The organism is Candidatus Tisiphia endosymbiont of Nedyus quadrimaculatus (assembly GCF_964059235.1).
Lineage (GTDB): Bacteria > Pseudomonadota > Alphaproteobacteria > Rickettsiales > Rickettsiaceae > Tisiphia.
This window is the reverse complement of record NZ_OZ060452.1, coordinates 79,352-100,036: the sequence shown is the minus strand read 5'-3', so window position 1 is coordinate 100,036 and position 20,685 is coordinate 79,352. Positions and strand designations below refer to the sequence as shown.

The 20,685-nt window shown below is 30.5% G+C and carries 19 protein-coding genes; 8 read left to right on the top strand and 11 right to left on the bottom strand.

Annotated features, from left to right (window positions below; all coding sequences use genetic code 11):
- Positions 1 to 143 precede the first annotated feature (143 nt).
- The 5 genes from AB3211_RS00455 (at position 144) to AB3211_RS00435 (ending at position 4,737) form a co-directional block, all read left to right on the top strand.
- The gene (locus AB3211_RS00455; protein ID WP_367364296.1) at positions 144 to 542 is read left to right on the top strand and encodes a hypothetical protein; all 399 of its coding nucleotides are present in this window, start codon (positions 144 to 146) and stop codon (positions 540 to 542) included.
- 207 nt (positions 543 to 749) lie between these two features.
- Positions 750 to 2,999 carry a tetratricopeptide repeat protein gene (locus AB3211_RS00450; RefSeq protein WP_367364295.1) on the top strand — a complete coding sequence of 750 codons (2,250 nt, stop codon included), beginning with the start codon at positions 750 to 752 and terminating at the stop codon, positions 2,997 to 2,999.
- A 296-nt stretch (positions 3,000 to 3,295) separates the two neighbouring features.
- Entirely contained in the window at positions 3,296 to 3,688 is a 393-nt protein-coding gene (locus AB3211_RS00445; RefSeq protein ID WP_367364855.1) for a helix-turn-helix domain-containing protein, read from the top strand.
- A gap of 16 nt (positions 3,689 to 3,704) precedes the next feature.
- Positions 3,705 to 3,968 (top strand): IS200/IS605 family transposase, encoded by a 264-nt coding sequence (gene tnpA / locus AB3211_RS00440; RefSeq protein WP_367364294.1) that lies wholly within the window; start codon positions 3,705 to 3,707, stop codon positions 3,966 to 3,968.
- A 112-nt stretch (positions 3,969 to 4,080) separates the two neighbouring features.
- Complete coding sequence (locus tag AB3211_RS00435) at positions 4,081 to 4,737, top strand: nucleoside 2-deoxyribosyltransferase (RefSeq protein WP_367364293.1); 657 nt, start codon at positions 4,081 to 4,083, stop codon at positions 4,735 to 4,737.
- Positions 4,738 to 5,114: 377 nt separating this feature from the next.
- Here AB3211_RS00435 and AB3211_RS00430 read toward each other — a convergent pair whose 3' ends face one another.
- The gene (locus AB3211_RS00430; protein ID WP_367364292.1) at positions 5,115 to 5,258 is read right to left on the bottom strand and encodes a hypothetical protein; all 144 of its coding nucleotides are present in this window, start codon (positions 5,256 to 5,258) and stop codon (positions 5,115 to 5,117) included.
- A 66-nt stretch (positions 5,259 to 5,324) separates the two neighbouring features.
- On the opposite strand from AB3211_RS00430, the gene AB3211_RS00425 reads away from it, so the two are divergent.
- A protein-coding gene (locus AB3211_RS00425) for an IS5 family transposase (protein ID WP_367364291.1) occupies positions 5,325 to 6,088 on the top strand; the annotation gives its coding sequence in 2 pieces (ribosomal slippage) (positions 5,325 to 5,657 and positions 5,660 to 6,088; 762 coding nt in all).
- A 116-nt stretch (positions 6,089 to 6,204) separates the two neighbouring features.
- On the opposite strand, the gene AB3211_RS00420 is transcribed toward AB3211_RS00425, so the two are convergent.
- From AB3211_RS00420 to AB3211_RS00400, 5 genes are all read right to left on the bottom strand, one after another.
- Positions 6,205 to 6,336, bottom strand: a complete 132-nt coding sequence (locus AB3211_RS00420; RefSeq protein WP_367364290.1) for a hypothetical protein — start codon at positions 6,334 to 6,336, stop codon at positions 6,205 to 6,207.
- A gap of 50 nt (positions 6,337 to 6,386) precedes the next feature.
- The gene (locus AB3211_RS00415; RefSeq protein ID WP_367364289.1) at positions 6,387 to 6,848 is read right to left on the bottom strand and encodes a hypothetical protein; all 462 of its coding nucleotides are present in this window, start codon (positions 6,846 to 6,848) and stop codon (positions 6,387 to 6,389) included.
- A gap of 281 nt (positions 6,849 to 7,129) precedes the next feature.
- Positions 7,130 to 9,376, bottom strand: coding sequence for a tetratricopeptide repeat protein (locus AB3211_RS00410; RefSeq protein ID WP_367364288.1), 2,247 nt, complete (start codon positions 9,374 to 9,376; stop codon positions 7,130 to 7,132).
- Between the two features lie 586 nt (positions 9,377 to 9,962).
- Positions 9,963 to 10,571 carry an ATP-binding protein gene (locus tag AB3211_RS00405; RefSeq protein ID WP_367364287.1) on the bottom strand — a complete coding sequence of 203 codons (609 nt, stop codon included), beginning with the start codon at positions 10,569 to 10,571 and terminating at the stop codon, positions 9,963 to 9,965.
- Positions 10,572 to 10,738: 167 nt separating this feature from the next.
- The gene (locus tag AB3211_RS00400; protein WP_367364286.1) at positions 10,739 to 12,130 is read right to left on the bottom strand and encodes a sodium:solute symporter; all 1,392 of its coding nucleotides are present in this window, start codon (positions 12,128 to 12,130) and stop codon (positions 10,739 to 10,741) included.
- A 59-nt stretch (positions 12,131 to 12,189) separates the two neighbouring features.
- Here AB3211_RS00400 and AB3211_RS00395 point away from each other — a divergent pair, with 59 nt between their 5' ends.
- Positions 12,190 to 13,413, top strand: coding sequence for an IS256 family transposase (locus AB3211_RS00395; protein ID WP_367363661.1), 1,224 nt, complete (start codon positions 12,190 to 12,192; stop codon positions 13,411 to 13,413).
- On the opposite strand, the gene AB3211_RS00390 is transcribed toward AB3211_RS00395, so the two are convergent.
- The 3 genes from AB3211_RS00390 to AB3211_RS00380 all read right to left on the bottom strand — a co-directional run bounded on the left by AB3211_RS00390 (position 13,410) and on the right by AB3211_RS00380 (position 17,016).
- The gene (locus AB3211_RS00390; RefSeq protein ID WP_367364285.1) at positions 13,410 to 13,637 is read right to left on the bottom strand and encodes a hypothetical protein; all 228 of its coding nucleotides are present in this window, start codon (positions 13,635 to 13,637) and stop codon (positions 13,410 to 13,412) included. The genes AB3211_RS00395 and AB3211_RS00390 overlap by 4 nt on opposite strands.
- Before the next feature lie 35 nt (positions 13,638 to 13,672).
- Complete coding sequence (locus tag AB3211_RS00385; RefSeq protein WP_367364284.1) at positions 13,673 to 16,351, bottom strand: UvrD-helicase domain-containing protein; 2,679 nt, start codon at positions 16,349 to 16,351, stop codon at positions 13,673 to 13,675.
- A gap of 116 nt (positions 16,352 to 16,467) precedes the next feature.
- The gene (locus AB3211_RS00380) at positions 16,468 to 17,016 is read right to left on the bottom strand and encodes a hypothetical protein (protein WP_367364283.1); all 549 of its coding nucleotides are present in this window, start codon (positions 17,014 to 17,016) and stop codon (positions 16,468 to 16,470) included.
- Between the two features lie 307 nt (positions 17,017 to 17,323).
- Here AB3211_RS00380 and AB3211_RS00375 point away from each other — a divergent pair, with 307 nt between their 5' ends.
- Positions 17,324 to 18,031, top strand: coding sequence for an HD domain-containing protein (locus AB3211_RS00375; RefSeq protein ID WP_367364282.1), 708 nt, complete (start codon positions 17,324 to 17,326; stop codon positions 18,029 to 18,031).
- Here AB3211_RS00375 and AB3211_RS00370 read toward each other — a convergent pair.
- Together AB3211_RS00370 and AB3211_RS00365 are read right to left on the bottom strand one after the other, a co-directional pair.
- Positions 17,970 to 19,295 (bottom strand): MFS transporter, encoded by a 1,326-nt coding sequence (locus tag AB3211_RS00370; RefSeq protein ID WP_367364281.1) that lies wholly within the window; start codon positions 19,293 to 19,295, stop codon positions 17,970 to 17,972. The two genes, AB3211_RS00375 and AB3211_RS00370, sit on opposite strands and share 62 nt — an antisense overlap.
- A 118-nt stretch (positions 19,296 to 19,413) precedes the next feature.
- A complete protein-coding gene (locus AB3211_RS00365) occupies positions 19,414 to 20,637 on the bottom strand; it encodes an IS256 family transposase (protein ID WP_367363880.1) in 1,224 nt (407 codons plus the stop codon).
- Positions 20,638 to 20,685 lie beyond the last annotated feature (48 nt).

Below are 20,685 nucleotides of genomic sequence, written 5' to 3'. Positions count from 1 at the left end.
CGATAAACACTCCCTAAAAACTCCTACAAATTATTAACAAATTATTAATTTATGTAGGAGCTACTATTTCTTTTTAGGGGGGTCAATTCTCTTTACAATTCTTGCTCTAAATGGGTCAATAGTTCATTACAATTTACAAAACCGTGCAAAGTTATCTAAATGACTTAATGAATAATCAGGAAATAAGGTCTTATATAAGAGGGGCTGATTTTGAAATAATGCTAGTGGAAGGAATAAAAGATACAAAGCAAGTAGCTGTGCTAACAAAGCAATTATATAAAGAACGTCAAGCACATGTACTAAAAAAATTGAGTCCTGAAATACAAGAGCTTAAAGAACACGGGATGATAAAAATTAACAATAATACTTATGATGCAAAATCTTATTTAGAATATAGGATGAATGATAAGCTAATTGGTCCTTACTTGAAAAATACAGAAATAGAAAAAAGACTAACAGAAATATATAGACAAAAACAACAGCTAGATCAGCAAAAACAATCAGAGTTAACACGGGAAAAAAATAATCTAATGAAGATATAAATAACTCCTACTTCAAGAGTTGTGAACACAACTCTTGAAGTAGGAGAAGTATACTAAATTACTAAAAGATAAGACGTTTTATTATCTTATTTTGAAGCATTGAAAATGTTTACTAAATCGATGTATTGGGGGATGCTATTGCATCTGTTGTAAATGGTAGAAAAATTAGGTATAGTCAAATAAAAGATATATGCAGAAGCTCAGTGTATGAAAAAATTTTTAACATTATTTATATTACTAATTATTTATAGTAATACTTTTGCTCAAGAACAAGTATCTAATTTAATCACTCCAGTTAGTTATTTTGTCAACCATGAGCAACAACTTAAGACTATTAAGGACAATTTAAGTAAATATAAACAAACAAGTTTAGTAGGTACTAGCGGAATAGGCAAGACTCAGCTATCCAGGATGTATGCTTATGAAAATAAAAATAATTATGATCTTATTTGGTTTTTTGATTGTAACCTTGATTTGAACGAACAATTTGTTAAGTTAGCTAAGCAGCTAAATAGCACTAGAAAAACCAATATATCTGAAGAAGTTGCTTTAGCAAAAAAAGAAGTAATATCATATTTAACTTCTACTAATAAGTGGTTATTGGTGTTTGATAATTTAAAAGTTAATGAAAATAAAAAAGTACAGGATTTAATTGATTGGGAACATAATGGTCATGTTGTGTTTTGTTCGCAAGATAATGAAAAGTTACATAATATTATAGCAATGCCCATACTTGATAAGCCTACTATTGTAGCTTTAGCTAATAACTTATTGGATAATAAGGATAATAATAATATCACATTTTTAACGCAATCTTTTAGTGGTTATCCAATATTGATAGTGCAAGGAACTCAATTACTTAACAAAATTAAAGGTTTAGATAAAGAGGAGTATAAAAAGAAAATCTATCAATCAACTGATAAAATAGCAACAAATATTAATATGGTTATTCAACAATTAAAACCAAGTGCAATAAAGTTGCTGAATAAAATAGCTTTATTAAATAACCAAAGCTTCTCAAAACAGCTTCTTACCACCATTACTGATAATAAGGATACTTTAGATGATGATATATATCAATTATCTAAATTTATGCTAATCACTAATATTAATTCCAGTGAGGATAACTCTATTTTTGAAATGCATGATATAGTCAGCAATAAAATAATGGAACTAAATGGCAATAATAACAAAATATATTTAGAAAATATTATTAGCAAAATACCTAAATCTAAAGGACCTTATTCAGGATATTTGTGGAGAAGTGCTAAAACTATACCAGAGAACTTAGAAATTCTTCTAAACAACTCTGAGAAATATAATATTAATCTATACGCAATACTTACCTTAAGATCGGAGTTATTTTCTCTATATGTAAATACTTATAACAACAAAGCCAAGCAAATGTTTGATTGGTTTAATCAAAAAGATAAAAATAAGGAACTTAAATTGTGGAAAATGTCTGAATCTCAAAAATTTTATTATGCTAGGTACTTAGGAGTAATGGGAGTGTATTATAAAGTAACATTAAGGAATTTTGACACAGCGATTTCTTATTTTACTAAATCATTAAATATCGTAAATAAGCTTGATGATGAAGCTAATTATGGCCTTAAATTCAATGTTCTCTTTAATATGTCTATAGCTTATATATTGTTAGGAGAAATAAAACTAGTTGAAGAATTTCTTAAAAAGATAGAGCGATTGCTAACTCAAGGACCAATACAAGAAGATGACATACAAAAAATGTATAATATTGTAAAAAGTGAATTACTTGAGATGCAAGGTCAATATAAAGAAGCTTTAGAGTGTAGGGATAAAGCTATTGCACTATTTATAAAAAATGGATTGCATATTAATGACCTATACCTTAATCTAGATTATATATTTAGAGCAAATGCATTAAATTCCCTTGGTAGATATCAAGAAGCTTATGCTCAAGCTCAACAGTTATATAATATATATAAACCCCTAAAGCATAAAAATAATGAGACATTTGCAGGTATTTATATAGAAATGGCAAGAAGTGTATTAGGTTTAGGTAAAGTAGATCAAGCTTCTAAATATATTAATAAAGCTATATCCATATTGTTATTAGAAGACAACAACAATCCGGAGAACACAGGTTATTCTAAGAATCCTAGTTTAGCAAGTAGTTATGTAGTACAAGGTGATATCTTGTTTGCTCAAGATGACCTTAAGCGATCTATAGAATCTTACAAAAAAGCCTTTGTTATGTACCATTATTTATATGGAGATAGAAGTAAAAATATTGCCCAAGTAAGTAAGTTATATAACAAAGGAGCAAAAGCTGCCTGTAAAAGCAAAGATTTATATAATTATAAATTCTTTGGCAAGCCACAAATTAAGGAGTTTGGCATACACCACCCTAATACAGTTGATATGTTTGAATATTGCAAACAATATAACATGGATTTGTGGGGCAAAAATCATTAAGGAGATATAAGCTGCGTGATTTATATAGGTCTAGGACTAAGGATCAGATTTTAAACAACTTGCTAAAGATGAGATGGGTTGCTATTTTTAGCCTTACCCTAATTACGATTATAAATTTGGAAAAATTGTGACAAACAACAAATTAATTATATATCAAAGAAAAAAAATAAGGTTACTTTTTATAATAACAAATTAAGTTATTGACACGTTAAGTAACTTATCGTAGCATAATCTAGAAAACTTGAAGAGTATAATGAAGGCTTTTAAGATATGATACCATCAATGTTAACAAAATGATAGCAAGAAGAAATGACTATTTACATAAGATCGATCAACTTATTGGAGAAAAGATTTATTCTCTAAGACTTGCTAAAGGATTGTCACGACAACAATTGGCGGATATAGTAGAAGTAACAGGGCAGCAGTTACAAAAATACGAAAGGGGCATTAATAGAATATCAATAGGTAGATTAGTTCTTATTGCTAAAGCACTAGATAAAAATATAGAGTATTTTTATAAAGATTTAGAAGATGCTGATACTATACAACCAGTATTTGTTGAAAATCAGCATATGTACATAGAGGTTTCAAAGAATTTTATGAAAATTCGTAGTTCAGAGCAGCAGCAAGCGGTTAATGCATTGATAAGATATTTAATTACTAAAGTTGGATTTTCAACGAGGGAGTAAGATCATAGAAGGTTATATGGTACAAGATCATATCCATATGCTCATCAAAATTCCTCCTAAATATTCTGTAGCCGAAGTAATAGGTTATATCAAGGGGACAAGTGCTATAGCTGTTACTAGGCAGTTTGGTGGACGAAAGCATAGTTTTAATGGAGAGAAGTTGTGGGCTAGAGGTTATGCGGTTTCAACTGTAGGATTTGAAGAGAATCAGGTTAAACACTACATTAAGAACCAAGAGCAACTTGATAGTCTAGGTTCTGACGAAACAGGAGAAATTTAAGTTTAGTAAATATATTAGTTAGTAAAAAATGTATCTAAAATAAACTCTGACAGAGCTAGTATAGTACTATAATTTAATTTTTTTATTAACAACTAAAATAGGATTTTAATATATGCCAAATTACGCTACGAGTTCAACAGAGTCTTCCAAAGAAAATACTAAAAATTTATATTTTGCAGGTCCCTTATTTAATCATCCTGAGCTTATAGGTAATAGATATTTAGCTGAGGCAATAGAAGAAAAATCTGCTAAGGAAGGGAAATATAAGTATAAATGTACATTACCTCAAGATTTAGAACAAGATAGTCCCGATGCTAAAAAGATAAAAGATAATGATTTAAGGTGTCTAAAAACATCTGATGGAGGCTTATTTAATTTTAACGGTGTAGACCAGGATTCTGGTACAGTAGTGGAATATATGGCAAATATATATTTAAGACACCCTACAGTAATATATAGAACTGACTTTAGAGCTGGTGGCAATAATAATCGCACAGAAAAGGCTGATCCTTGGAATCTGATGTTATCGAATTATCCACACGTTGAAGTGGTCGTTATTGATAACATAATGGGAAAATACCAAAATGCACTTAAGGAATATCAAGGTAATGTTGATGAGGCAACAAAAGCATTATCTCTTGTTATAGCTGAACCTATTATTGAGGCATTAGATAAGGCATTTGACAATCCTCCACCATTACCTCAGGGCTTCACTTTGGAAATGATAGGTGAGTATTTTGATACAGTGAATGGTTTAGACTTGCAATAGGACATGTAGTCACGAGATTGTGAAGAAAACGCTAGGATGTAGGAGTTATTCAGGTATGGCTTAGATTACTTGCAGAGAATATTTTTGAATATTAAAGAAATGATGGAAAAATGGATGGAAGTTATAACAAAATTTATTAAGCCAATAATACCATCTTTACTCCGATTATCACCTTGTTAATCTCTTTGTTCTGTACTGAGCAAGCTTATAGTTGTTCTAAGCAATTTTTTGATTCCTTAATCATAAAATTGTTTAAGTTACACTTTGTGCAACCAGCCTAACCTTTTTGTCCAGTAGTGTGACATATAGTACGTGAGCATGCGAATCCATGATATTTTCAAAAAACAATTCTTCAAATCATTTGAGTATATAATACGTCAATTCGGGATAAGGATATTGAGAACATGTAGATTAAAATCAAATTTTGTTGAAGGTTTATTTTTCTTTAATGAATAAGCAACAAGAGTAGATAATATATGGACAAAGGCATTTATTGGTGATCTATGTCTAGGGCGTGTCATCAATTAAGTTGACAAGAGTGTTTGTTTGTTGTGTAATAGAGAAAAAATTAAGGATAAATTTTCTCTATGCGTCGATATGCTCTACGTGACGATCAATGGGATCGGATTAAAGATAAGCTACCTGGAAGGGAAGAGTCTGTTGGTGTAACAGCCAAGGATAATCGCCTATTTGTAGAAGCAGTCTTGTATCGATATAGGGCTGGTATACCTTGGAGAGACCTGCCTGAACGTTTTGGAGATTTTCGAGTGATTCACCTACGTCATTCAAGGTGGAGCAAGACAGGTGTGTGGAAAAAGGTTTTTGAGATGCTGGCTGAAGATGCTGATAACGAGTATGCCATGATTGATTCAACCATTGTTAGGACTCATCAACATAGTGCTGGTGCTAAAAAAAAGAGTTAGATGATGACCAAGCAATTGGACGAGGTAAAGGGGGGCTGAGTACTAAAATCCATGCCACATGTGACGCTCTAGGGAATCCAACGGGATTCCATCTTACCCCGGGTCAAGCTCATGATTTGCAAGGATCTGATGTTTTGATGAATGAATTGACGAAAGCGGATGCTGTACTTGCTGATAAGGCTTATGATGCCGATGCACGTATGCGAGATAAGCTGAAAGATAAGGGATGTATAGCTGTGATTCCCCCAAAGAAGAATCGTGTGAATCCAGCTAAGTATGATAAGGACCTCTATAAAGCTAGGCATTTGATTGAGAACTTTTTTGCAAAATTGAAGCAATATAGAGCTATTGCAACACGATATGACAAAACATCTCAGAACTTTTTGGGAGCTGTTTATATGGCTTCCATGGTAATTTGGCTCAATTGATGACACACCCTAGCTCTAGTAATAATACTACGCCACAGACCAAGGAATAAAAATAATTAACATTAACTAACTAACCCCAATTGCCAATTAATTTTGTATATCAAAAAGTTCTAGAGTCAATCCTTGATTATTTTTGCTTTATTACAGAATTTACCTTGCATATCAAATATTTGTACTACTCCTTCTGTATGAATATCGTGAGCTTTATCAACTAGATATTTTTGCTGTGGTGGAAACCATTGTAACACAAAATAAAGGACAGTGGTTGTAGTAATAGTTGATAAGCTAAGGCTAATCGCTACCACAGGAAAAAAGTTCTTACTACAATTAATCCTAAGAGACTCAATATCATCTTTAATTTTGTTGAGATTTTGACTACAGCTATTAATCCTATAGTCATTTCATATATTTTAAGTTGGTTGTGACTTTGAATTTCCTCAGCAACTTTAGGGGCTATAGCTCTTATGCTTTTATTTAACTTTTCCAGTATTTTGCTTAAGATATAGCACTCCTCACTAAGCTTAGAAAGATTTTTTTTAAAATCTTCCAACTGAATATTAATATTATTACTATATTGCTTAGTGGAATCACTAAAAGATGTTAAAATATCTTGAACCTCCCGTTTAATATATGGCAGCTCTTTAACTAGTTCCATGCACGTAGTAAAGTGCTTGTCTACTTTGTCATAAACTGTAGTAAAGTCAGTCGTTATTTTTTTACTCTTTAAAAAACGGTGATATACTGGTTTATTATTTGGCACATATATACATACATCAAGTCATTTTTTACTTACATCTAGACCTATTATTTTATTCATAGTATAATCTCCTTCATATTATTGTGCAAGGCTACTGCATTGCAGCACCTTCTACAATTTGTTCAAAGAAAACTTTCTAAGAGGATACTTATTCTCTCTACGACTCTTTCATCCAAAACCCATCAAGTCACCCCTCTTATAACTACTTATAACATGTTTTTAAGATATAAGACCCATTTCAGTGAATAAACTAGATTGACTTTTATAATTGCTGGTTGACACAACTAATGCTTAATGATCTTGGTCCACAAATCCATATCATATTGTTTGCAATATTCAATCATATCAATGGTATTAGGATGGTGTATGCCAAACTCCTTAATTTGTGGCTTGCCAAAGAATTTATAATTATATAAATCTTTGCTTTTACAGGCAGCTTTTGCACCATGATTATATAAATCACTCATTTGGGCAACATTTTTACTTCTATTTCCATATAAATGATGAAATATAACAAACGCTTTTTTATATGATTCTATGGCTTGTTTAAGCCTATTTTGGGTAAACAAAATATCACCTTGTACTACATAACTATCTGCTAAATAACGATTTTTAGAATAATTTGTGTTCTCTGAATTGTTATTGTCTTCTGCTAACAACATGGGGATAGCATTATTAATATATTCATAAGCTTTATCTACTTTACCTAAACCTAATGCACTTTTTGCCATTATTATATAAATATATCCTAATATTTCTTTATCTTTATACTCATTTTGTATGAAGTTATATAATGATTGAATCTGATTATAAGCTTCTTGATATCTACCCAAAAAATTCAACAATTCTGTTCTATACGCATAAACTATAAGAGCGTATGGGTCATTAATATGCTGTCCATTTTTTATAAATATTTCAATAACTTTATCTATACATTCTAAAGATTCTTTATATTGACCTCGCCTCTCAAATAATGTACCTTTTATAATATATATTGTATATATTTCATCTTCTTGCATTACTCTTGGTTTTATTAACTTTTCTATCTTTTTAAGAAGTTCTTCAGCTAATTTAATTTCGCCTAAAGATGCATAAGCTATAGACATATTATAGAGAACATTCAATTTAAGAGAATAATTAACTTCATCATCAAGTTTATCTAAAACCTTTAACGATTTAGTAAAATAAAAAATAGAGGTTTCAAAATTGCCTAATATCTTGCGTTGAAACACTCCTATTGTTCTTAAGTATATAGCATAATACAATTTTTGTGATTCAGACATTTGCCACAATTTAAATTCTTTATCTTTTTGATTAAACCAATCAATCATTTGTTGGACTTTGCTAATATTGTCAGTGTTTACATATAGAGAAAATAATTCACTTCTTAAACTAAGAATTGTATATATGTTAATATTATATTTTTCGGCATTTTTGAGAAGACTCTCTAAATTTACTGGTATAGTTTTAGTGCTTTTCCACAAATATCCTGAATAAGTTCCTTGTGATTTAGGTAATTTGCTAATAATATTTTCTAAATATATTTTATTACTATTGCCATTTAGTTCCATTATTTTATTGCTAATTATATCATGCATTTCAAAAATAGGATTATCCTGATTAGAATCAATATTGCTAATCAACATAAACTTAGATAATTGGTATATATCATCATCCAGAGTATCTTTGTTATCAATAATTATAGCAAGTAATTGTTTTGAGAAACTTTGGTTATTTATCAAAGCTATTTTATTAAGTAAATTTACTGCACTAGGTTTTAATTCTTGAATAGCCATGCTGATATTTGTTGCTATTTTATCAGTTGATTGATAAATTTTCTTTTTATACTCTTCTTTATCTAGACCTTTAATTTTATTGAGTAATTGAGCCCCCTGAACTATAAGTATTGGATAACCACTAAAATATTGCGTTAAAAATTCGATACTATTTTTATCCTTATTATCCAATAAACTATTAGCCAAAGCTACGATAGTAGGTTTATTAAACAAGGTCATTAATATAACATTAGGTAATCTCTCGTTATTTTGAGAACAAAACACCACATTACCATTATGTTCCCAATCAATAAAGTTCTGAATTTTTTTATTTTCATTAACTTTTAAATTATCAAACACCAATAACCATTTACTAGTAGAAGTTAAATATGACATTACTTCTTTTTTGGCTAGAGTTATTGCTTCAGATATATTAGTTTGTTTAACCATATTGAGTTGTTGGGCTAATTTAACAAATTGTTCATTAAGGTCTAGGTTACAATCAAAAAACCAAATTAGATCATAATTATTTTTATTCTCATAACTATACATCCTAATTAATTGAGTTTTACCTATACCGCTAGTACCCACTATACTTGCTTGTCTATATTTATCTAAATGTTTCTCAAGAATTTTAAGTTGTTGCTCATGATTGACAAAATAACTAACTGGGGTGATTAAATTAGTTATTTGTTCTTTTGCTAAAGTTCTAGTATTAATGATTAATAATATGATTAATAGTAAAAATTTTTTCATATAATAAAACTGTTGAAAAATAAATTATGCCCTAACGGTACGTATAAAACATATTATACGAAATAACTATAAAGAATAAGCAAGAATAACTCAACTTAAATTTGAATATTAATAATAAAAATCATTAAAAAGCAGGAAAGTTTGTTTGCTAATTCTGAACTAAATTCCACTAACCTAGTATGTGCGTCAAGATAAGGTGCATTAATCTTATGGGTGAAAGTCCTGTTATGGAAGGAGTAGCTAGCTCCACCATATAGCGAGTTGTAAATTGTAATCAGCTATTGACCCCTTTAAGGGAAAAATTGTAATGAAAATTGACCCCCTAAATAAGTAACAATATCTCCAAAAAATTAATATTTTTAATATTTTTTTAAGGAGTTTTTAAAAGGGTGTTTATAGTGGAAACAATTGGAAGAATACGTAGAATGTATTACGTTGATGGCAAAGCAATTAAAGTGTAAATTGTAATCAGCTATTGCCCCCCCTAACCACATAAAAAAATTAGTTAATTTTGGTTAAAATTCAGATAGAATTTTCTAAAATCATTGTAATTTTTAATTAATACCGTAGTCTATTATTTTAATCTTTAATCTACATCTTTCCCTCCTCTAAAACTTTTATTACCAGTTTCTATGATTTGACAATGATGTGTCAATCTATCGATAATTACTTTTGTTGCCTTAGCATTACCAAACATATCATTCCATTCTTCAAATCTCAAATGGGTAGTAATGATCACTGAAGTTTGCTCATACAATTTAGCAAATAACTCAAATAACAGGAATCTAGCTTCGCCTTTTATTGGTACATAGCCTAATTCATCTACTACAATCAGATGGAATCTCTTAACTGAATCGATGAATTTGCTTTCATAATTATGGATTCTAGCATTAAGCAATTGGCTAGCTAATTCATTTAAAGTATAAAATCTTACCCTGTAACTTTTTTCAATGGCGGTGAACGCCAAACCAATTGCTAGATGAGTTTTTGCAGACCCAGAACCACCTATGAACATGATATTCTGATGATTATCAATCACTTTTTGTATATCAATATTTTCAACCAATTTAGCTTGGCATGTATCTGATAGTAACTTTATGGTTGGGAACTTAGCTAGTTGCAACCTATAACCTAGCGAGCGTGACTTCTTATATTCACACTCTGCTTCAAGAAGTTTCTTTAACACATCATACACACTAGTAACGTTAATTCGGGATAAGGATTAGTAAAAATGCTTTAGCTATAACTAATACAAGATTTTGGATATGTATAAATTGCATTTCTGTGAATTCATACATTAATTGCTCTTCGTAGTGTATATATGTCTGCTATTTTTACTAATCCTTATCCCGAATTAACGTCTTACATAGCGTAAGTTTTGCTATAAGTAATTTCATTTTGTGGTAGGTTACTTCTGCAGAAGTTTAAAATATTAAATTCTTTAATTGATTGAAGTAATTTGCAGAATTTTCTTTTACGTTCAAGCCTCATTGCAATTAAAGGATTTGGGTCTTTTATTCCTACCCACCCACCGGGTTGTTTTAGAAGGTAATGGCTTCCTAGTAAAAAAATTAAGTTGGCAATCATTCCAGGTATTACAGTGTTAATTCCTGTGTGCGACAAGAATACTCGCCAAATTATTACAGTAATAACACCAGCACTCATAGCAATTAATACTGCTTTCTCTGTGCTACGAAAACCAAAAATAGCAAGCATTAAAGGCACAGAAACTATTGGCACATAGAAACTAGCTTTAAATAGTACTAGCTCAAGTAAATCTTGTGTTGATAATGCAAGAAAAATAGCAAAAATACCTATTATCAAAGAACAAATACGTGATAATAACAATTCGTTTCTTTCTACCCATTTTATATTTAAAGGTTTGCAAAAATCATGAGCAAAGAGTACCGCAGATGTGTTGATGTAAGAGTCAGCTGTAGACATTACCATTGCCATGATACCAACTATAATAAAACCCTTTAAACCTACATATGCATAATTATCTATTATATAACTATAGATACTATTAGGATCTAGTCCTTGCTTACTAGCGAATATCAAAATACTAATCCAACCAAGTAATAATATTATAAGCAAAGAGCAGAAACCAGCTATATTAAAAGATTTATATATTTGTTGAGTATTCTTAGCCATTAATACTCTTTGGAAAAATACTGGATCAAGTCCTGGAAGTGAAAAATGTAAGCATAAGGCAAACAAAGACCAAAATTTAGGATTGTGGTAATGAAATATCTCATTAAGATTAAAAATATGATTTTGTTTAATTACCTCAAATACTATTGTGGAGTTGTCAAAAGATCCCCAAATTGTTAACGCTATAATAGGAATAAATGTACCAAAGGTAAAAAACTGTATTATATCAGTAAAAGTTACAGCTTTAATACCGCCAAAGGTTGAATAAATTATAACTATGGAACTACTAATTAATACAGCAATTAAATTATTAATAGCAAAAAAATAACTAAGTGTTGTTGATAATACTTTAAATTGTATAGCAACAACACCTATCACACAAAACAATCCGGCTATAGCTGTAATAGTTCTAGTAGTTTTGCCATATAAGTTACCCATTACTTCAGCAACAGAAAGTTGACCTAAAAACTCAGCCATACGTGGTGCAAAAAAATAAGCCACCACTAAAAATGATAATACATTAGATATAAAAGGAATTAAGGAATAAAAACCATCAGTATAAGTTTTTGATATAACAATAGAAAAAATGGCTCTGTCCAAAAAACTGTGTAAATTTCGAAATAGGTTATATATAAAAGTATAACAAAAAAGGAAATTACATGAATAAAAAAACTAATGAATCAATAAAGCAAGCAGTAGATTTATTAATAGATAATGATACAGATGTAAGTACAATACTGAAAGAAGGAGGTTTATTAAAAGAATTGACCAAACGTTTAATAGAGAAGGCACTGCAGTCAGAAATGAATAATCATCTAGGCTATGATAAATACAGTTGTGCAGATAATGATAATGCTCGTAATGGTATAACTAGCAAAAAACTGATCTCCGAACATGGAGCTGTAGAAATAGAAGTACCAAGGGATAGGCATAATACCTTTGAACCCGCAATACTACCAAAACGCCAGAAACGTTTTGATGGTTTTGACGATAAAGTACTATCATTATATGCTAAAGGCATGAGTATATCTGATATTAAGATTCAGTTACAGGAGTTATACAGTGTTGAAATAAGTGAAGGCTTAATCAGCCAAATTACTGATGATGTAATGGATGAGGTTAAAGCTTGGCAGAGTCGACCATTAGAAGAGATATATCCGATAGTATTTTTTGATTGTTTAGTAGTAAAAGTCAGGCAAGATAAAAGGATAATCAATAAGGCAGTATATGTTGCATTAGGAATTGATTTATCTGGTAAAAAAGATATATTGGGATTATGGATCAGTGAAAATGAAGGGGCAAAATTTTGGCTCGGTAATTTTACCGAAATGAAAAATAGAGGGCTAAAAGATATACTGATTGCCTGTAGCGATAATCTTACTGGTATGTCTGAGGCAATAGAAGCAGTTTATCCAAAAACAGAACATCAATTGTGTATTGTACATCAGATTAGAAATAGTTTAAAATATGTGTCGTATAAAGATAGGAAGCAACTGTCTAGCGATTTAAAGCCGATATATACTGCAGTAACGGAAGAACAAGCCCATTTAGCTTTAGTATCTTTTGAAGAAAAATGGAATAAACAATATCCACAAATTGCCAAATCATGGTATAATAATTGGGACAATCTAATGATTTTTCTAGGGTATCCTGAGTCAATTAGAAAGGTAATTTATACAACTAATTCAGTTGAATCTGTCAATAGTCAATTGCGTAAAGTAACAAATAATAAGCGGGTTTTTCCTAATGATAATGCTGTTTTTAAAAGTTTATATTTGACAATTGACTATATGACCAAAAAATGGACTATGCCCATTCCAAACTGGAATGAAGCTATGGCTCATTTGATGGTTAAATTTGAGGATAGGCTTAACAAAATTTAATGACCTATTTTTTCGAATTTACACAGTTTTTTGGACAGAGCCGAAAAAATCCCTCCCCCAGCCCAAGTCGCAATTAAAGTAGCAGCTATAGTTCCCGTTGAAAAATTTCTATCACCTATAGCATATTCTTTAATAGTCTTTATTCCACGCCCATAATATATACCAGCACAAATATTCACTACTAAAAAGCTGATAATAATTGCTAAATCAATGTCAAAGTGCATAAGACAACTCATTTTATGATCAAATTTGAGTAGATTTAATACAAATCTTCCCAATTATCATTAAGTTTTATCTGTAATTCTTTATTAAGACTATATACCCCTATTTGTACCCTAGTAAATAAACGTTTGTTATAGGGATAATTACTATTTACCTCATTGCGAGCAAGTATAGATCGTATATATTCTTGTGATTTGTATCGTTTAGGTAAAACATTCTCCGGAAAATTCTTGAGCATATTACTAATACTACCGGCTTTAAACACTATCTGTTTATCATCCTTGACATGTGTTATATTCCTTACTTTTGTTAGCAAAAGATAGAGGAAAAAATATTCAGATTTATACGATTCAATCTTAACTAGCTTATTATTTATTTTTACTATAATCGAATCCGGTTTTAAATATTCATAAATACTGGGAAAAAGTCCTGTGCAATATTTTATATCATCTGTTGCTCTAGCAATGCCAATCATAAAGGCATTGCGACGGTTATTGTCAATTAAATCTACTGACGCCCCTAAAGAAATCAAGGTTTCAACAGACAGATTTTTGCCAATATATGTAGCAGCCATTAAAGGAGTAAGATTGAACTCATTTCTATAATCAATACCAAATTGATCAATTTTTTGTAACATAGCACTAGTATTTTTATAAGTATAATCACTAAAATATTCATCCTGCATTAAAGCAACACATTTTGCAATATTATTCGCAGCTTTTATTCCCATATCTTGTAGTTTTCTTATTATTGCAGAATCAGAATAGATTATTGCATAATTAAGCAGTTTAATTATATCCTTTTTACTAGCAGTTTTTTGTTCTAGTACAGCGATCCGTAATTGAATCAATTGTTGATTATCAATAATTTTCCACGGAATTACTTTATGTTGTAATATGTTGTCTTCAATGGCTTTTGCCTGCTCTTCTTTACCTTGTACTATTAATTTATTCGCTTCCTTTTGCCACTCCTCTCTAGAAGATTCCTTGGCTTCAATATTTACTTCCTTAATTTGATTAATATCTAATAGCCTCAAGAACTTATGAGTAGGATTAGACTCTATTATATAAACATTACAAATAGACCTAGTAATTGCAACATACAGCGAATTTATATAAAATTTATATATTTCAAGAGACTTGTCTGATTTGTCTTTCATTCGAGAATATTTAAAATCTGAGTCAAGAAATGACCTATCCATATCCTTGATAATAGTAGTATAACTTTGTTCAGAGGATATAAAATTGTAGAGAATTATATTCTCATATTCTAATCCTTTCGCTTCTTGTACGGTGAATATAAGTGGGGTATTAAAAAACTCTCTTGCTTGTTGCTTGTAATGATCATGTAACACTAAAATGGCGTAACTTGTAGACCTAGATGTTCGTGCATTTACTTCTTTTATAATATTTGATGTAGCTTCTAGGCAACTAACACTACCATGATTTTCAGAAGTGCTTTCTATTAGATAATGACTCTCTTTATCTATTGAGCCAAAACGATAATTCTTAAAGCGGAGTACACGATTAGCCAACTCAGTGACTTCCAAGGTATTACGATAATTGCTTGCTAGAATCCTAGTGATATTATGTGTACTTAAATCTGCATCATTATAAAAAAAGGATTTTAGTTGAGACCAAGAGAAAAAGTTAGGATGAACTATTTGATTAGCGTCTCCACATAACAAAAATTGACTTCTATCTTTTAAACTTTTGAATATTAGAGATAATTGGCTATTAGTAAAATCCTGAACTTCATCAACAAGAATTGCGTCATAAGTAGACTCAACTAAATTAGTATATGTATAAGCAATAATATTACTGTCATAATAGTTTTCTTTATCTAAAAACTCAGTGTATTTTTGAAAAAGATTATATATTTCATTCCGTTGTTCTGGTGAAAATATCGACTGCTTGATTCCCAAATTGAGGTAGTCTTCTTTGCTAAGATAAGCTTTATCGACAGAAGAGCCAGCTATTACCCCCATAAATTCTTCAAATACCTTACGCCCGCCCCCTATAGATCTAGCAAGATTTTGCTTGTTAAACCATAGTAAAAATATATTTTCATTAACTTGCCTTCCTTTAGGAATTTCTATAGTTTCTAGAAATTCTTTAAAAGATAAAAAATCAAGTTGTTGTTTATCATTACTGTAGTTGCAAGAAAAATATAATTTTTGTGAATGATGTACCAAATAGCTAGATAGACTTGTATAAAGGATTCTTCCTTCAAGTCTTTTAAGTTTTTCTAAAGTTACTGAGGTTTTTCCACTACCAGCAGAACCAATAACCAGCAAAGGCAAGTTGAGGTGTAATATATCTTCTTGCTGCTTATCAAAAATAATAAACTTATTTAACAAGTGAACAGACGAAGTAGCAGTAGGGTCACCATTTAATAACTCAATGTTATTTATTGCAAGTGGCTTAAATTCTACATCTTCCTCAATTATTTCTCCGCCTTTTAAAAATCTCGATTTATTGTAATCATGGTTTCGAATTATTTCTAAAATAAGTAAGCAATACTGATTCTTATGTTTTATAGGCTTAAACAACACCCGATTAGTTATATCCAGTTTAGCTCTAAAATAATCAGTAGGTTTTAGCTTTTTAACTTCTGCTGATTTAAAATCACCTTCCTGTAAAAATTTAACCACCTTATTAAATTTTGTTTCAAGACCACTATAATCTAGATTATTATAATAAAGTATAGAGTACACTAGTTATTCTCAAATTGATTGTATAGGTAAAGTTAGAAAATAAACTAAAAGTACTATGAAATAAATAATAAAATATAACAATTTGGGAATTTAGGATAACTTTTATTCCAAATTCGCTAATATAAGGAAAATGCACGATTTGAAGTGTCTGCTTGTATTAAGTTAGAAAAATTAGCTGCTTTTTGATTCCTAGCCAAACTAACAAATATCTTCAATACTTTATGTTTATCAGTATCTAAGTATTGACACTCTTTGGCTTCTTTCTCCACTGCATTCCATTGTTTTTCACTTCTTTTGTGTTGTTCTTCTAGCACGGCAATTGTCTTATCTACTTCAGCTTTACGTTCTTTAGCTTCTGTTACAGTATGAGCGATTTCCAATATTTGCTTATTCTGATGTTCTAATTTTTGCTCTATTATCTTAAGTGCGTCTAGTGATTTTGCTTCTTTTGACTTCCTCTGCTCCTTCTTAAGTTTTTCTTCTAACTCTTTTTTAGATGCCTTCAATTTTTTATCATGATAACACATGGCATCGTAATGCTTATCAGTGTCAAACTTATATTGATAAAAATATTTGTATTTTTCATTCTGCTGTTTAATTTGGTCTTCACTTTTTATTAGGATTGCTAGCTTCTCTACCCACTCAAATTTATGCAATTCTTTCATAATCGTTAATTACAAACTTAATATAGTTTACATTCGAACAACTACTATATATTGTAAATTAAAATATTATTCTAGTTTTTTCTAGCAAGAGTTCTATAATATAAATTTTACTGGTACTTTTTTGTCTAGTCACTTACAGCTTACACAACGATTTGTAGGGTATGTGAATATAAAGGGAGTAGCTGTCTATTTATACAACAACAAAATGCAAAAATATTCATCTTCTTCAAAAAAATATAATAAATTCCTAGTAATATTCTAATTTTTAGTTTAATTTAGTATAGTGATTTAAAATATTAGGATTTTTATGGAAGAAGAAGAGATTAATTATTGGGACAACTCACAGTATGAATCTTGTCAATATGCTACTAGGTTACTGGACAAATTACGTAAGATTAATGAGGAAGTAAACCTACCAATAGATATTGATGAGGTTAGAAAGGCTATTTATTACGCCAAGAAATATCATGGCAGCCAAATGCGGCAGTCCGGTGAACCTTATTACTCTCATCCAATAGAGGTAGCATATATGATTTCTGATTATCTTTACCGCACTGACATTATTGTTACCAGTATACTGCATGATACCCTCGAAGATACAACACTTACCGAAAAGATGATTGCCTATATCTTTGGGGAGCAGGTTGCTAGTCAAGTAGAAGCTTTAAGTAGGAACAAACCCCACGGTAAGATTAGCTCGGCGGAAATATTAGATATATTAGTTCAACAAGAAAAATATGATGTGGCATTGATTAAATTATTTGATCGGGTTCATAATACACAAACCATAGGGGCTAAATCTCCTGAAAAAGCTAAGAAGATAGTGCAGGAGACTATGGAATATTTTGTAATTCTTGCTGTATATCTTGGAATATTAAATGCCGAAAAACATTTTTATCAACTGTGTCTACGTACTCTTAATAAAGAGCAGCTTCTTCAAAAAATTATTTTATCTAATGATTTGAAGCTTCCACTTCTAATTTCTCAAAGTGATTTCTGCCATAATAATATATAGTAAGTACCGGAATTATAATTACTAATAAGCCCCAATTACTAAAATATTCAACTAAATATACAAGTCCAAAAGAGGTTATAACGTATATTAAAGCACGTGACAAAGCATAGATGACAGTAGAGTATGTGAAGCGTTTAAATACAGGAAAGTGCTTATAAAGGATAGGAACTGCTGGGAATCCGGTAGGACCTAAAAGAATTACAATTAACTGAAATAATAACAATTCAGAAACATTGGTAAGATTATTCAATAAATAAAGACAAGGTAAAATAACTACAGCGAAAACTATCAATCTTATTTTAAGAATTTTTAAAGGATTTATTTTATAAGATAAGTAAGTTAATAGCATAGCATTTAACATAGATATCATAGACACGACCAAATTATGACTAATAATTTGCTCAGTAGTATATTTAAAGATATTCTTAAGAATACTACTACTATATACATAAGTTATATAAAACCATACTGGCCAAGTAGATATTAAAGCAAAATTGGACAATGCCGTTTTTATATTTACCTTTTCGTTCCAAATAAGAGTTTTTTCAAATGCATTAGTATTGATGACTAGTTTTATATTTTGTTTTACACGACGTTTTGCATCAGCAAATTCTGGTGTTTCTCGAAGGGTCGTTCTAGCAAGTACACCAATAATTGCAACTCCTGCACCAAACCAAAATGCCATACGCCAGTTCAATCCAATTGACATAGCAAGAGTTCCAACACCTAAAGCAACAGTAGTACCTACACTAATAGCAATAGATAAAAATGCGACCACTGGATATTGTATAGGAGGCTTTATTAGTTCTGTTAAGTACAGTTCTGCTCCTACTACTTCTCCCATAGAAGACATCCCTTGTACTATGCGGCATACAGTAACCACATAAGAAGCGCTAATACCAATTTGAGCATAGGTTGGAAGATTTGCCATTACAAGACAGGACAAAGACATCATAGAAGTTGTTATGATAACAGTTGCTTTACGACCGATATTATCACCTATCCACCCAAAAATTAAAGCTCCTACTGGTCTTAAAACATAAGTAGAACAAAAGGCAAAAGCCGTCATTAAAGAGGCTGTGTGAGGATTAGCAGGTTCAAAAAATAGCTCATTAAGCAATACTGCCATATGCACATAAAGCATCAAATCAAAATACTCTAAGAACGTGCCGATCGACAGCAATCCAACAGCTTGTTTTTGTTCTCTAGTGAGACTAGTTTGGGGATAGATAACCCTGCCATCTGCTCGTACAAATTTGCTCATATTAGTGTTTAAACCCTTAAGTTATATTGTCTAAAGTTGTATATAATTGTGTTAAAAAACCCCTATACCAATTGACGGCTCTGTCCAAAAAACTGTGTAAATTCGAAAAAATAGGTCATTAAATTTTGTTAAGCCTATCCTCAAATTTAACCATCAAATGAGCCATAGCTTCATTCCAGTTTGGAATGGGCATAGTCCATTTTTTGGTCATATAGTCAATTGTCAAATATAAACTTTTAAAAACAGCATTATCATTAGGAAAAACCCGCTTATTATTTGTTACTTTACGCAATTGACTATTGACAGATTCAACTGAATTAGTTGTATAAATTACCTTTCTAATTGACTCAGGATACCCTAGAAAAATCATTAGATTGTCCCAATTATTATACCATGATTTGGCAATTTGTGGATATTGTTTATTCCATTTTTCTTCAAAAGATACTAAAGCTAAATGGGCTTGTTCTTCCGTTACTGCAGTATATATCGGCTTTAAATCGCTAGACAGTTGCTTCCTATCTTTATACGACACATATTTTAAACTATTTCTAATCTGATGTACAATACACAATTGATGTTCTGTTTTTGGATAAACTGCTTCTATTGCCTCAGACATACCAGTAAGATTATCGCTACAGGCAATCAGTATATCTTTTAGCCCTCTATTTTTCATTTCGGTAAAATTACCGAGCCAAAATTTTGCCCCTTCATTTTCACTGATCCATAATCCCAATATATCTTTTTTACCAGATAAATCAATTCCTAATGCAACATATACTGCCTTATTGATTATCCTTTTATCTTGCCTGACTTTTACTACTAAACAATCAAAAAATACTATCGGATATATCTCTTCTAATGGTCGACTCTGCCAAGCTTTAACCTCATCCATTACATCATCAGTAATTTGGCTGATTAAGCCTTCACTTATTTCAACACTGTATAACTCCTGTAACTGAATCTTAATATCAGATATACTCATGCCTTTAGCATATAATGATAGTACTTTATCGTCAAAACCATCAAAACGTTTCTGGCGTTTTGGTAGTATTGCGGGTTCAAAGGTATTATGCCTATCCCTTGGTACTTCTATTTCTACAGCTCCATGTTCGGAGATCAGTTTTTTGCTAGTTATACCATTACGAGCATTATCATTATCTGCACGACTGTATTTATCATAGCCTAGATGATTATTCATTTCTGACTGCAGTGCCTTCTCTATTAAACGTTTGGTCAATTCTTTTAATAAACCTCCTTCTTTCAGTATTGTACTTACATCTGTATCATTATCTATTAATAAATCTACTGCTTGCTTTATTGATTCATTAGTTTTTTTATTCATGTAATTTCCTTTTTTGTTATACTTTTATATATAACCTATTTCGAAATT